The following is a 13,698-nucleotide window of genomic DNA, read 5'->3' as shown; positions in this document are numbered from 1 at the left end:
GGATCGGGGGGCGGGCCGAGTGCGGTCAGCCATCGTCGGTAGAGGGTCGTCCACGTCCCGTCCGTGCGCATCCGTTCGAGGGTGCCGTTGACTCGGCGCACCAGGTCGGTGTTGGTCTTGTTGATGCCGATGCCATAGGGCTCGGGTTCCAGTGGTGGACCGACGATTTCGAGGGTGGGGTCCTGGGCGGCGAGGCCCTCGAGGATGGTGTCGTCGCTGCTGGCGGCGTCGGCCTGACGCTGTTGGAGGACCACCAGGCAGTCGGCCAGGTCGGGGACGGCGACGATCGTGGCCTGCGGTTGGATTCGGCGGATGGTGTCGAGGGAGGTGGTGTCGGCGGCGGCGCACACGCGTGCGCCGGCCAGGCCTGCGGGCCCGGAGATCGCCGACCCCTCCGGCACCAGCAGGCGTTGGTGGGCCTCGAGGTAGACGGTGGAGAACGCCACCCGCTCGGCCCGCTCACACGTGATGGTGGTGGTCTGCGCGACGATGTCGACCTCGTTCTTCTCGAGCGCGTCGAAGCGGCCGGCGGGGGTGAGTGGCCGGAATTCGATCTTGTCCGGGTCGCCGAGGAGGTCGCGTGCGACCTCCCTCGCCACGTCCACGTCGAAGCCGGTGATGGTGTCGGTGGTGGGGTCACGGAAACTGAACAGGTTGGTGTCCTGGCCGACCCCGACGATCAGCCGGCCCCGTTCGAGGATGTCGGCGACCAACCGTCCGGGTGGCCGGGCGCCGGTCGGGACGGGCGGGGCCGGGCGCAGGCTGGCCAGCGCGCCGCAGGTGGACGGCGCCGGTGGCTCCGCGGGGGCGATGCCCGCGGGTGGGATGATCTGCGTTCCGGTCGGCAGGGACAGCTCGGTGTAATCACCGGTGACGGCGGGCGTGACGGGTTCGGGGGCTGTGCACCCGGCGAGGACCACCCCGGCGGCCAGGAGTGCGCCGGCGAAACGGCCGGCCCGGGATGTTCGACGCCCGTGGTCCGGCTCGAGGCGCGGGCCGATCCCTGGCCCCGTCTCCATTCCGCGCCGGGGCATCAGTGGTACTCGTTCAACCTGGGCCAGATGCCCCCGCCGACGGCGAACCCGCAGAGCACGCCGAGCACGAGTGCCCCCACGGGCAGCAGCGACGTGGCGCGGTACGCGTCGTCGCTGGCTTCGCGTTCCTCGTCCCGCAACTTGTCGATCGCCGACCGCAACGCGTCATCGAGTGCGGCGAACCGGGCGGTGGACGCGTCGTCGCCGGGGCCGACGGCGAGGGCGCCCGCCCCCGGATAGTCTCCGTTCCCGAGTCTGTCCTGCAGCACCGTGTGGGTGTCCCGCCACCCGTCGAGTGCTGTGGCGGCGTCGGCGACCGGAGCGTCGGCCACCCCACCTCGAGAAGTGTTCCGGTGTTGGGCGAGTATCTCGGACAGCACGGTCGAGTGCCGGGAGAAGTCGACCTCGGATTGGGAGTCCGACCCTCGCCGCAGCATGCCGAGCATTTCATCTGCCCGCGCCTGCTGCGCCAGGATCCGGGCGGTCACGAGCGCGCTGAGCGGTTGCGTCCCGGCCGTCCGGGCGCGCTCGGCCGCCGCGGTGGACACCATGAACGCTGCCACCGACCACACCAGCAGGCCGGCCATCAGCAGCGCGGCCACGACCAGGCCGGGGTTGATCAGCCGCCGGCTCTTGCGTGCCAGGTACACCTGCGCCAGCACCAGTCCGAGCAGAGCGGACGTCGTCACCGCGAATGCGAGCACGGGCAGCCGGGTTGTGCGCGTCTGCGTGGTGGCCACCGATGTCCACTGCTCGGTGCACAGCCGGTGCGCCAGCGGCAGGATGGTGCCCTGCAGCATGGAGGAGGCGTTACCGAGGTAGGTGAGTCCGACCGGGTTTCCGGAGCGGTCGTTGGCGCGCGCGGTGGCGATCAGGCTGGTGTACTCGGCGAAGCGCCTCGATATCTCCGACAGCAGACCGACTGCTTCCGCATCCGCCGCGGAGACGCCGGTCGAGGCGGTCACCAACGCGTTGGCGGCGTCCCCGACGGCCTGGTTGTAGCGCTCTCTCACCCCAACTGGTTCGGACCCGCCGAACAGGAAGGACGTCGTCGCGGCGGCGTCCGCGATCGACAGCGAACTGTAGAGGCTCTGGGCCGCGTCGGCCAGGGGCTCCGAGTGTGTCCGCAGGGTGTCGATCTCCCGCTGACGCGCGTCGGTGACCGCCAACGCCACCACGCCCGCCGCCAGCGCGGCCGCGACGAGGACCACCGCCAGCACCGAAAGCCGGCCCGGTGTGGAGGCCAGGAAGGTCCGCCAGAATGGGCGGCGGGACTCGGGCTCGACGAGCATCGACTCGTCCAGCTCGTGTACGTCGCGGGTGAGGGTGCTGCCGCGGTGGAACACCTGATGCCCTCCTCCCCGCACCGATACCGAGCGTTCGATGCGGTGCGATCAGACCATCAGCGCGACTCAGTGCGGATGGTCGTTCGGCGTGTCGTCCGTGATGGCCCAGCCGCCGGCCACCAGATGGGCGCGGACCCGCTCGACGTCCACGTCGAGGGGTATCTCGTTGGTGACCTTGGTGATCATCATCTGGATGTCCGGCTTGCCGATCGGGAGGTCACCCTGGTCGACGAGCGCCGCTGTGATCTCGCGAACCTCCTCGTCGGACAGGCGCCGGCGCAGCAGGGCGATCAGCGGGATGTAGTCGTTCTCCGGCACACCCTGCGGATAACCGGCGCGCAGCCAGCCGATGATGCTGGCCAACAACGGGGGCAGGGCCTTGACCAGCGGGGTTTTCTCCGCGAGCGCCGACTCGAGCGGCCAGCCGCCCGCGGCCAGGCGGGAGGCCACCCGGGTGATGTCGTCGTCGTCGGGGTGTTCGTGGACCAGGTGGGCGATGGCGTCCTCGATCTCGGCGCGGTCGATCCTGCCGTCCTCGAGGGCGTGCCCGGCCGGCGCCGACAGTTCGTCGACGATCTCGCCCACCTCGGTCTCGGTGAGGTGGCGATGCAGGACGGCGAACAGTGCGACGTAGTCCTCCCGGGGGATCCCGTGCGGGTAGCCGCCGCGAACCCAGGCCAGAACCTTCGCCGGGACTGCGGTGATCGATGTCCGATGCACGACAGGTCGTCCTTTCTGTGCGTCAGGAGATGTGGATTCCGAAATCGTGGGCGAGGAAGTCCTTCATGATGAAGAGTATTCCGGCGACGATCGCGACGAGGATCACCGCGAAGCATGCCAACCCGGCGAACAGAGCGGCCGGTGTGCGGGTGACGCCGTTCCGTCCGCGGTCGTCGTGGCCCCCGGCAACAGGAACCGGATTCCGAGCGCGAAGACGGCGGGCAGGCCGGCACCGAAGAGCAGGCCGATGAGCACGACCTGCCAGAGCGAGTCCACGGTGTCCATGAACACTCCTCGTTGACGTTCGAGGTGTCGATCGGGTTGCGGCGCGAGCGCAGGTACAGGGCGGCGGCCGCGATCAGGAGCAACGCGAACACCACGAGGACGCCGGGCAGCCCGCCGATCACGTCGGCGATCAGCCAGCACACCGCCCCGACCACGGCGGCGGAGGGCAGGGTGAACAGCCACGCGACCGCCATCCGGCCGGCCACACCCCACCGGACCTCGGCCCCGGACCTGCCGATCCCGGTGCCGAGGATGGATCCGATCGCGACCTGGGTGGTCGAGAGCGGGAGGCCGAAGTGGCTGGAGGTGAGGATGATTGCGGCCGAGGACGCCTCGGCGGCCATCCCCTGGGGCGAGGTGATCTCGACCAAACCCTTCCCGAGCGTGCGGATGATCCGCCAACCGCCGAGGTAGGTGCCCAGGGCGATCGCGAGGGCGCACGAGAGTTTCACCCAGAACGGCATCGCGGTGTCGGCGGTGATGCTGCCGTACGCCACCAACGCCTGGAAAATGATGCCCATCGTCTTCTGAGCATCGTTGGTACCGTGCGCGAGCGAGACCAGCGAGGCCGACCCGATCTGCCCCCCAGCGGAAACCTTGTTCCTTCGCGTTTTCCTCGACTCTCGCGGTGATGCGGTAGATCAGCCGGGTGCCGGTGGCGGCCACCAGGCACGCGACCACCGGTGCGAGCACCGCCGGAACGAGGATCTTGCTCACCACCCCGGACCACTCGACGCCGCCCATCCCGAGGGCGGCGATGGTCGCCCCGATCAGGCCGCCGAACAGGGCGTGCGACGAACTCGACGGAATGCCCAGCAGCCACGTCAGCAGGTTCCACAGGATGCCGCCGACGAGGCCGGCGAAGACGATGATCAGCAGCGCCTGCCCACCGGTGTCACCGAGGTTGACGATCCCCTTGGCCACCGTCGCGGCGACCTCGACCGACAGGAACGCGCCCACCAGGTTGAGAATCGCCGAAAGCGTCACCGCCACCTTGGGTTTGAGCGCCCCGGTTGCGATCGAGGTGGCCATGGCGTTCGCGGTGTCGTGGAATCCGTTGGTGAAATCGAAACCCAGTGCGGTGACGACCACGATAAGAAGAACGACAAATTCTGCGTTCACTGTTCCAGTCTGGTCGGTGCGGACCCGGCGAACCACCCCCACCTGGGTGCGGGCGTGCGTCAGCGCGGTGTGCGGACTGCCGACCGACGCGGTTTCGGGGTGTGCGATGACGGGACCTGCACCGGACATCGCGGCCTCCTCGATGGGTGGGTGCCCCGCGCGATATGGTGCCCTGATCGAATGGCTCCGGAGCTGTCGACGCCCGGCGGCCGCCGACTCCGGCGGCGGCTGGGGCAGGTTGGCGGGGCGGGAACCCACTGCTTGCGGGTGTACCTCGGTCGGCGCCGGTGCAAACGCGGTTGTGCACATCGGTTACGGCGACGCGGTCTCCGGCGACTGCGGTCCGGTGGGTGAGCGGGTGTGTGGCTCGGAGGCCAGGACCTGGCCCGCCGCGATGACGAGGGCGACGGGCCAGTCGATGATTCCCAGCGCTGCGAGGGCGCCGAGGTCGGTGAAGAAGGCCAGCTGCTTGGGGCGGGGGATGCTCACGCGCCCCAGGATCGGCAGTGTCACGGCGAACCGTTCGCCGCGGCGTACCCGTTCCATCGTGTCCCGGTGCGACGAGCGGGTGTCCGTTTTCTCGGTCACGGCGGACCTCATTACGAACTGCGTTGCGCCGGAGGCGAACAGGGCCTGCAGCTCGATGCCGGTCAGCGCGGGGACGAGGCTGCGTGCCTGTCAGTATCCGGGGGTGCTCAGGGGTGGTCGGCGTCGGGGCCGGGGCATCGCTTCTTCTCGCCCGCGTGCGCGTGACGGACCAGGACGAGCATGCGCACCTCCTCTCGGCCACCACGGCCACCGGTCGTTGGCCGGTGCAGGTGGGATCGTCGTCGACGATGCGCTCCTGTGACGCACAGCTGCCGCCGCCCGGAGATGCGGACCCACTCCTTGGACACCAGTGGTTCATTTTAGGTTCACCGAGGATTAGGCTTGCGGCCGGGGGAATTCGGCCCACGCGTCCGAGTCGCGGTGGGCATTGATGCGACCAGTGAAACTGGGTGGATGTCATGGGGATTGTGCAAGGTACGACGCGGTTGGTCACGGGAGCGGGTGAGGCCGTGACGGCCACCGCCGGTGCCGTTGGTGGTGCCGCGGTGGGAGCGGTGGCCGGAAGTATGCGGGGCGCGGCGACAGGAGTGCGCGAGGGGGTCAAGGTCGGCAGCCACTCCACCCCCGCCGCGTTGTTGACGATGGGGGTGATCGGTGCGGCGGGATTGGTCGAGTGGCCGATCGTCCTGGGGGCGGGCGGCACCGCGCTGGTGCTGCACCAACTGCACGCCGCACGGTCTGGCAAGACGACTGCGACGACATTGGCGACCACGTCGACCGCCGGAGATCGGGGCGCCGCCGAATCCGCGGCGGCATCGGTGGAGGCTGCGGGACCGACCGACAAACCCGCCGCTGCGCCCGGCCCAGCCGGCACATCCGGTGCCGGAAAGACATCGTCGACCGGCTCTGTGAAGGCGCGGCCCGTTCGATCGACGCCGCAGCCGTGAAATCCTCGAGCACGAGCACCGCACCCGCACTTCGGTGAGGCGGTGTCGATGTTCGCGGTAGTGGTGCTGCCGGGTGGGTCTGTCGTGAGTGCGACAGCAGTGGCCAGGGGCCTGGCGGCCATCCCGGGCCGCTGCCTGCGGGCCGGGACCCGGGCTGCGGGTGTCGGCGCCGCGACGGCCCTGGACACCACCGTTGTGGGGGCGGCGACCGTTCTCGGTGTCGGGTCGGTGCTCCTGCGGGCGCCCTCATCCGTTGCTGCGGGGTCGCCGTCTCCTCGGGCGGTCGCGCGTGCGGCTGCCGGTGGTCTGTGTGAGGCGGCCGGGGGGAGCCCGGCACGGCGATTCGGGTCGGGTTCCGAGCGCACTTGGGTCGAGGTGCGTGGGCTGGTCGGTCCGCAGGGACCGGAGGTGGCCGACCGGGTGCTGTCGGCGGTCCGCACCCTTCCGGGTGTCGAGGCCGCCGACGTGCATCGTCCGTGGTCGCGGATCGTGGTGTCCGCCGGGCCGGACGGTCCCAGCGAGGAGACGTTGTGCCGGGTTGTCGACGACAACGACACCGCCACGGCGACAAAGATTTCGGATCATCGTCCCATCGATCTTCCTGGCGACGACGTGGTGCTGGTCGCCCGGGCGGTGGGTGCCGCGGCCGCGACCGTGGGCTTGGGTGTCGCGCTGGCCGGGCGATTTCTGCGTCTGCCCCGGTTGCCGACCGCCCTGGCATCGGGGGTGGTCTCGGTCGACTACCAACCGCGGCTGCGGGGATGGGTGGAGAAGGCGGTGGGCCCAGGTGCCACCGATCTGCTGTTCGCGACCGCGACCGCGACCGTATACACGCTGACTCTGTCGCCGGATTCGCTTGCGCTTGACGCCGCGCTGCGGGGCGCGCTGGTCGCGGAGACGTGGTCGGCGCGGCGGGCGTGGCAACGCGTGGAGCCGGCTCTGCATGCCGCTGTCGACGGCTCACCCGCATCCCTGCCACGACGGGTCGCACCCACCGGCCTGGTTGAGCGCTACGCCGAACGCGCCGGCCTGGCGGGCCTGGTCGGCGACGTGGCACTCGGCGCCGTGACCCGCAACCCCGCCAGCATCGGGATCGCGACGCTGGTGGCCGCCCCCAAGGCGACCCGGTCCGCGCGGGAGCTGTTCGCCGCCACCCTGGGACGGGGGCTGGCCGACCGGCACGACGTGTTGCCGCTGCACCCGGAGGCGCTGCGCCGCCTGGACCGGGTCGGTGCGGTGGTGATCGACCCTCGCGCCCTCTACACCCCGCAGCTGACCGTCAGCCGGGTGCTCGGGGTGCGCGACGGGGATCGCACCCGGGTGTGGGAAGCGGCCCGCACCGCGGTCAATCAGGGCCGGCTCGCCGCGGGGTGGCATCCGGTGACCGCCGTGCCCGGCGTCGCGGGTACCGCCCTGGACGACGCTTCCGATGACGGTCCTCGGGTCCTGGTCAGCCCGGTCCACGACCCGTACGCGTCGGCGGTCGTCGCCGAGGCCCGCCGCGCCCAGGTCGAGGTCGTCTCGGTCGACGACGACGCCCTCCGCTCACTGCGCAACGGATTCAATCGCCTCGTCCCGCTGGCCGGCTCGATCGACGACACCCTGCGCGAGGCGGTGACCCAGCTCCAACGAGACGGTCGAGCAGTCGCGGTGGTCGCGGCGGGGGCACCCGAGACCCTCGTGCGGGCGGACGTCGGAGTCGGTGTCACCCGCGACGGTGCTCCACCGCCGTGGGGTGCGCACCTGTGGGCCGCCGACCTGACCGGGGTGTGGCGCATCCTGCACGCGATCCCGGCGGCGCGGACAGCCAGCCGCCGGGGTATCGAGATCTCTGCGCAGGCGTCGGCACTCGGCACCCTGCTGCTGCTGCCCGGTGTTCCCGGCAGCGGACCGGAACCGGTCACCGCCGGGGCGGCCCTCGGTCTGTGGGTCGGTCGCTCGAAGGCCCGGGGCGTGCTCACCGCGCCGCTGCCCGCACCACGGCCGGGACATGAGTGGCATGCGATTCCCGCCGCCGAGGTGCGCGAGCTGCTCCCCACGCCGCGCAGGGACGACCACACCTCCCAGATTCCGAAACGCCGATACTCCGGGTTCGCCACCACCGGACCCGCACGGGCAATCGGTCGCATCGGCGTCCGGCCCGTCACCACTACGTGGCACTTTCTCCGCGCGGTGCGCGACGAACTGGACGATCCGCTGACCCCGATCCTCGCGACCTGCTCCGCGGCGAGCGCGGTGCTGGGCTCACCGATCGACGCCGTACTCGTCGGGTCCGTTCTCGTGCTCAACGCCGGCATCTCGGCAACCCAGCGACTGCGCGCCGAAGAGGTCTTGAATCGCCTTCTCGCCGTTCAGGATGCGCCGGCACGCCAGCTCACCGAGCTCAAAGACGCCTACGACCCGGTGGATGCCGCCGACTGTGGGGCCGACCGCCGCTACGTCGACATCGCGGCGGACCGGCTCCGGCCGGGCGAGGTCATCGAGGTCCGCCCCGGCGAGGTGGTCCCCGCCGACGGACGACTCCTCGCCGCCGAGGGGGTCGAGGTCGACGAGTCGGCGCTGACCGGGGAATCGCTGCCGGTGGTCAAACAGACCGATCCCACACCGGGTGTGCCGCTGGCCGAGCGCACCTGCATGCTCTACGCCGGAACCACGGTGCTGACCGGGACCGCCGTGTCGCTGGTGACCGCGACCGGCCGTACCACCGAGACCCGGCGTGCCACCGCCCTCGCGCCGGCGAAGGTGCGGGAGGTGGGCCTGAACGCACAGCTGAGCCGGTTGACCCGGCGGGCGATGCCGGTCAGTTTCGGCGGCGGCGGCATCGTCACCGGAATCGGTCTGCTCCGCGGCGCCGGCGTGCGATCCGCCGTCACCAGCGGAGTCGCGGTCATCGTGGCGGCGATTCCCGAAGGACTGCCGTTGGTGGCCACCCTCGCGCAGATGTCCGCCGCCCGCCGGCTCACCCGGTCCGCGGCCCTGGTCCGCGTCCCGCGGTCGGTCGAGGCGCTCGGGCGGGTCGACGTGGTCTGTTTCGACAAGACCGGCACCCTCAGCGAGAACCGGCTGCGTGTGTCCGCCGTGGAACCGGCACCGGGATTCACGCGGAAACAGGTACTGTCCTACGCCGCGCGCACGGGGTGGTCATCGAACGGTGGACCGCCCGATCACGCCACGGACGTCGCGATCGTGGACGCCGCCGACGCCGAACACGCGCACGAGGGCGAGGGCGACCGGACCCGGCAGGCCTACCTGCCGTTTCGTTCCGGCCGGTCCTACGCCGCCGCGGTGTCCGGCACCCATCTCGCGGTGAAGGGCGCACCCGAGGTGATGCTCGAGTCCTTCGGCGAATCCGACGGTTCGCTCGCGGGGCGGGTGCACGGGATGGCCTCGGCAGGTTTGCGGGTGATCGCCGTCGGCCAGCGTGGGCTCAGCACGGACGAAGCGGCGGCGGCCGCCGAGGACCCCGACGCCTTGGCGCGACTGTCCGAGCACGGACTCGAGCCGGTCGGGTTGCTCGGCCTGGCCGACACTCCCCGCGCCGACGCCGTCGGCCTGCTGCCCGCGCTGCTGGACCAGGATGTCGGTGTCCGCCTGATCACCGGGGACCACCCGGTCACCGCCATCGCGATCGCCGACGAATTGGGGATGCCGGTCACCCCGGAGCAGGTGATCAGCGGCACCGACTGGGACGACCTCTCGCACCGCGAACAGGAGCGGGCAGTCGAGGACCGTCGGGTGTTCGCCCGCATGTCCCCCGAACACAAGGTGCAGATCGTGCAGACCCTGGAGCGGATCGGCCGGGTGTGTGCCATGGTCGGCGACGGCGCCAACGACGCCGCCGCCATCCGGGCGGCCAGCGTCGGCATCGGAGTGGCCTCCCGCGGCAGCGCTCCCGCCCGCGGCGCGGCCGACGTCGTCCTCCTCGACGGCAAGGTCGGGGCACTGCTCGACGCACTGGACGAAGGTCGCCAGCTGTGGCGGCGGGTGCAGGCCGCAGTCGCCGTCCTCGTCGGCGGCAACGCCGGTGAAGTCGCCTTCGCCCTGATCGGCAGCGCCGTCTCCGGGCGCTCCCCGTTCAACCCCCGCCAGCTGCTGCTGGTGAACATGCTCACCGACGCGCTACCGGCCGCGGCCCTGGCGGTCAGCCCCACCAGCCACAACGGTGTCGCCACCCGGGGACCCGACGAGGCAGCGCTGTTGCGCACCGTCGCCTTCCGCGGCACCACCACCGCCGCCGGCGCCACCGCGGCCTGGGCTATGGCCAGCCTGACCGGCGGACCCCGGCGGGCCTCCACCGTCGCCCTGGTCGCACTCATCGGCACCCAGCTCGGGCAGATTCTGCTGGACTCGCGCAGCCCCCTCGTTCTGACCACCTCGGTGGGGTCCCTTGCCGTCATGACGGTGTTGATCAGCACCCCCGGAGTGAGCCAGTTCCTCGGCTGTGTGCCCCTGGGCCCGCTCGGCTGGGCGCAAGGCTTCGGATCCGCCGCGGCAGCCACTGCCACCGCGGCCATCGCACCCGACCTGATCGCCCGGAGACCGGGGCTCAGCCCCACGATCCGCGAACTACTCCACACCGCAGGTAACCACGACCACACACTGTCCTTCTCGGACAGTCCCGTCGACGTCCTCAGCGGCGGGTGGAAGGAGTGAGGTTCGCTCGATGATCTCGATTACGCCCACCCGCACCAGCAGCGCGTACAGCTCCCGCAACGGCGGCGTGAATACCCGCGCCACCACGGACACCACCGGATCTCCACCCACATCGACCACAGAGTTCGCCACGCTGCCACCCTGCGCACCCGAAACGAACCCCCGGTAAACCCCACATAGTGCGGAGGCAAGCAATGACCGACAAATCACCCACCAATCCGTCCCACCGGGACACGGTCGAACGCGTGCGCCACGCCGACAGCTTCGCTGTGAAGCTGCCGATCGTGGGGAGCGTCGGCATCCCCCGGCCCGAGCACCTGGCGTTCTACGCCGCCCTCGGTGTCCTCGCGGCACTCGAGGTCATCGAATGGCCCGTCGCCGTGATCGTCGCCGCCGGGCATGTCATGGCCGCCGAGGAACACCACCGCACCCTGCACGAGGTCGGCGACGCGCTGGAGTCGGCCTAATACCGAAAAGGTCAGTGACCAACGCCCGAGCTGTGTACCCGGAGCCTCCGTGCGTCCACCGTTCCTCTATGGTTCTGTCCCCCAACAGGTCACGGCCGGGCTGCGATCCCGCGCGTGACACTCGGCGCCCTCCCGATGTCCTCCTCCGCTTCGAATATCGGCTCGTCCGCCTCCCCCTGCAGTTGGTCGAGAACATCGCGGTCACCCACCTCGACGAGCAGGGGCCGGTTGCGACTTGCCTACCAATAGTTGCTTATCGGCTGCGACCGCGCCGCCGCCTACCTCCTCGACGACGAGAATTCGGCTGCACGTGCCGCCGCACTCAAGCGACAGATGGCCGGCGTCCGCTTGCTGATCGCGCGCGAACAGCACCGCACTAATCATGCAAAGGTGATCGTGCTGGACCGGCAGCGGGCACGGTTCACTGAACGTCATTGCCACGAACGGGGGCCAGACCCGGACCCGACCTGAACTCTCACGCGATAGCGGGTGCCTGCTTCCGCGGCGAGCCGGCTCCGAGCGACTGCTTGACAGGTTTCCCTGACCGCACCGGACCATGCCAGCGCGATGGGTGTTCCCCGCGGACAACAGGAATGAAAAGGTGAGCGCCTAACACTCAATTGGTTCTTGACCAGGATGTTCTGTAGGGAGAAAATTGCGTCTGATGCACTCAAGCTAGGTTGGTGCCGTCCACGGTTGGTTGCAGTATTCGAGGCCGGGCCCCACCTGTCGAGGAGGCCTCATGGCTCGAGCCGTCGGCATCGACCTCGTTACAGCGATCTCGGTCGTGTCTGCACAGGAGGCCGGCGAGCCCGTACTGCCGGCCAACACCGAAGGCTCACGCACCACCTCGTCGGTCGTCGCGTGCGCCAAGAACTGCCACGTGCCAGTCGGCCTGCCTGCCAAGAACCACCCCGTCACCAACGTTGACCGCACCACCCGCTGAGCGCGGGAGGAAGGAGATGGCCAGTGACGCAGCGGGAATGGTTGGAACGCGACTTCTATGCCGACCTGGGCGTCCCTTCGAACGCGTCGGTCGAGCAGATCAAGAAGGCCTATCGCAGGCTCGCCCGCGCTCTGCACCCGGATGCCAACCCGCAGGACCCCCGAGCCGAGGACCGCTTCAAGACAGTCAGCGAGGCACACGCCGTGCTCTCGGACCCGGTCAAACGCAAGGACTACGACGAGGCACGCAGGCTGTTCACCGCCGGCCCCTTCGACCGCACCCGATTCCACCCCGGCGAGCGAAGCGCCGGCGTCAGCGGCGATTTCGACTTCGGCAACCTGTTCGCGCGAGGCTCAACCTCCTCCACCGCGGGTGGCGGAATAGGCGACCTCTTCAACCGTGCCGGCAATCGGACCACCGGCACACGACCACGGCGCGGCAGCGACGTCGAGACCGACACCCGGCTGCCCTTCCGTGACGCCGTCCGAGGCGTCGTGGTGCCACTTCGAGTGAGCACTACTTCCACTTGCACCGCATGTCACGGCAGCGGCGCCACGCCCGGCACCACCGCGAGAGAATGCCCACGCTGCAACGGGATGGGATTGGTCACCCGGAACCTGGGGGCATTCGGGTTCAGCGAACCCTGCGACGACTGCCGTGGCACCGGCACCCTCGTCGACGCACCGTGCCCGGACTGTCAGGGCGCCGGCATCGGGAATCGCACCCGCACGATCAACGTCCGGGTGCCGCCCGGCGTGCGCGACGGTCAACGCATCCGCATCCCCGGCCGGGGCGAACCGGGCCTGCAGGGCGCACCTGCGGGCGATCTGTATGTGAGCGTGCACGTCAACACGGACCCGGTGTTCGGCCGCGACGGCGATGATCTCACCGTCACGGTTCCGGTCACCTTCAGCGAACTAGCCTTGGGTGCAACGATCTCCGTCCCCACCCTCGACGGCCACGTCGGAATGAGGATCCCAGCCGGCACGGCAGCGGGACGGACCTTTCGAATTCGCGGTCGCGGAGTGACCGTACGCGGCGGCACGGCGGGCGATCTGTTGGTCAGAGCCGAGGTCACGGTGCCACCGAAGCTGGACAGCACGGCAGCCGAAGCCCTGCGGGCCTACGCGCAGGCCGAGAAGGCAACAGGATTCGACCCCCGTGCCGGGTGGGCAGGCAAGAGATGACTTCGACATCCGTCCGCAGGGGAGGAACTGCCGTTCACCGATCCCGTTCGGTGTGCGGTTCGGTCGGCGGCCACGCTCCACAAGCGGATTGAACGAGGCAATGCGCAGTGAGGTGTAGGACACGATGACTCCCGGGTGGACTTCGGACAACACAGAAGGCGGCGGGTGGTGATGTCGGGGGCGCCGATGAGATCGCGGGCCCGCGGTCAGCAGCCTATCGGTGTGCAGGCGGGGGAACGGCCGAACCCGCCTGTGCACCGCGCAACAACTGTGCATTCGAAGCGAAATGCATTGGACTGCAATTTTATTGGCCGAGTTTATGTCGGTGATGCGCAACCGATCGTTCACCGAATGCGAAGGAACACAACCACACCCGTACATACGACATTCTCCATGTCGCGCGCACGCACGCACGCCACGGCCGACGGGATGATCGTCGTGT

The 13,698-nt window shown here is 70.0% G+C and carries 10 protein-coding genes and 5 pseudogenes; 6 read left to right on the top strand and 9 right to left on the bottom strand.

Features of this window, described 5'->3' with window-relative positions; translation table 11 throughout:
- From G9373_RS36225 to G9373_RS45980, 8 genes and pseudogenes are all read right to left on the bottom strand, one after another.
- Positions 1 to 1,034: glutamate ABC transporter substrate-binding protein (locus G9373_RS36225; protein WP_206033192.1), on the bottom strand; the 1,034-nt coding region annotated here is incomplete at its 3' end.
- Positions 1,034 to 2,380 (bottom strand): hypothetical protein, encoded by a 1,347-nt coding sequence (locus G9373_RS36220; protein WP_167119751.1) that lies wholly within the window; start codon positions 2,378 to 2,380, stop codon positions 1,034 to 1,036. The genes G9373_RS36220 and G9373_RS36225, both read right to left, overlap by 1 nt.
- Before the next feature lie 66 nt (positions 2,381 to 2,446).
- Positions 2,447 to 2,767 carry a DUF3349 domain-containing protein gene (locus G9373_RS47030; RefSeq protein WP_039952597.1) on the bottom strand — a complete coding sequence of 107 codons (321 nt, stop codon included), beginning with the start codon at positions 2,765 to 2,767 and terminating at the stop codon, positions 2,447 to 2,449.
- A 36-nt stretch (positions 2,768 to 2,803) separates the two neighbouring features.
- Positions 2,804 to 3,100, bottom strand: a pseudogene (locus G9373_RS47025) (DUF3349 domain-containing protein); the annotation flags it as partial.
- Between the two features lie 22 nt (positions 3,101 to 3,122).
- A pseudogene (locus G9373_RS36210) lies at positions 3,123 to 3,385 on the bottom strand (hypothetical protein).
- Positions 3,386 to 3,390: 5 nt separating this feature from the next.
- Positions 3,391 to 4,507: pseudogene (locus G9373_RS36205) on the bottom strand (inorganic phosphate transporter); the annotation flags it as partial.
- 312 nt (positions 4,508 to 4,819) lie between these two features.
- A complete protein-coding gene (locus tag G9373_RS36200) occupies positions 4,820 to 5,107 on the bottom strand; it encodes a hypothetical protein (protein WP_167119748.1) in 288 nt (95 codons plus the stop codon).
- A gap of 95 nt (positions 5,108 to 5,202) precedes the next feature.
- Complete coding sequence (locus tag G9373_RS45980; protein ID WP_206033187.1) at positions 5,203 to 5,403, bottom strand: hypothetical protein; 201 nt, start codon at positions 5,401 to 5,403, stop codon at positions 5,203 to 5,205.
- Positions 5,404 to 5,514: 111 nt separating this feature from the next.
- Between G9373_RS45980 and G9373_RS36190 the strand changes: the two genes are divergently transcribed.
- Positions 5,515 to 6,003, top strand: a complete 489-nt coding sequence (locus tag G9373_RS36190) for a hypothetical protein (protein ID WP_167119745.1) — start codon at positions 5,515 to 5,517, stop codon at positions 6,001 to 6,003.
- Positions 6,004 to 6,087: 84 nt separating this feature from the next.
- Positions 6,088 to 10,656, top strand: coding sequence for a cation-translocating P-type ATPase (locus G9373_RS36185; RefSeq protein ID WP_346842891.1), 4,569 nt, complete (start codon positions 6,088 to 6,090; stop codon positions 10,654 to 10,656).
- Here the strand turns inward: G9373_RS36185 and G9373_RS48365 are convergent.
- Positions 10,570 to 10,749, bottom strand: coding sequence for an Rv1535 domain-containing protein (locus G9373_RS48365; RefSeq protein ID WP_265147592.1), 180 nt, complete (start codon positions 10,747 to 10,749; stop codon positions 10,570 to 10,572). The genes G9373_RS36185 and G9373_RS48365 overlap by 87 nt on opposite strands.
- A 101-nt stretch (positions 10,750 to 10,850) precedes the next feature.
- Here G9373_RS48365 and G9373_RS36180 point away from each other — a divergent pair, with 101 nt between their 5' ends.
- From G9373_RS36180 to dnaJ, 4 genes and pseudogenes are all read left to right on the top strand, one after another.
- A complete protein-coding gene (locus G9373_RS36180; protein ID WP_005570511.1) occupies positions 10,851 to 11,123 on the top strand; it encodes a hypothetical protein in 273 nt (90 codons plus the stop codon).
- A 114-nt stretch (positions 11,124 to 11,237) separates the two neighbouring features.
- Positions 11,238 to 11,594, top strand: a pseudogene (locus G9373_RS36175) (hypothetical protein).
- 271 nt (positions 11,595 to 11,865) lie between these two features.
- Positions 11,866 to 12,066, top strand: a pseudogene (locus G9373_RS36170) (Hsp70 family protein); the annotation flags it as partial.
- Positions 12,067 to 12,092: 26 nt separating this feature from the next.
- Positions 12,093 to 13,256 (top strand): molecular chaperone DnaJ, encoded by a 1,164-nt coding sequence (dnaJ, locus tag G9373_RS36165; protein WP_167119740.1) that lies wholly within the window; start codon positions 12,093 to 12,095, stop codon positions 13,254 to 13,256.
- The last annotated feature ends 442 nt before the right edge of the window (positions 13,257 to 13,698 follow it).

The organism is Rhodococcus sp. A14, from assembly GCF_011603105.1.
GTDB classification, from domain to species: domain Bacteria; phylum Actinomycetota; class Actinomycetes; order Mycobacteriales; family Mycobacteriaceae; genus Rhodococcus_F; species Rhodococcus_F opacus.
The sequence above is the reverse complement of the archived record's forward strand: the minus strand, read 5'-3'. Positions and strand labels throughout refer to the sequence as shown.

Excerpts from the sequence above, each read along its gene's own strand:
- G9373_RS36200 (WP_167119748.1), bottom strand. The coding sequence starts at position 5,107 with ATGAGGTCCGCCGTGACCGAGAAAACGGACACCCGCTCGTCGCACCGG.
- G9373_RS36190 (WP_167119745.1), top strand. The coding sequence starts at position 5,515 with ATGGGGATTGTGCAAGGTACGACGCGGTTGGTCACGGGAGCGGGTGAG.
- G9373_RS36180 (WP_005570511.1), top strand. The coding sequence starts at position 10,851 with ATGACCGACAAATCACCCACCAATCCGTCCCACCGGGACACGGTCGAA.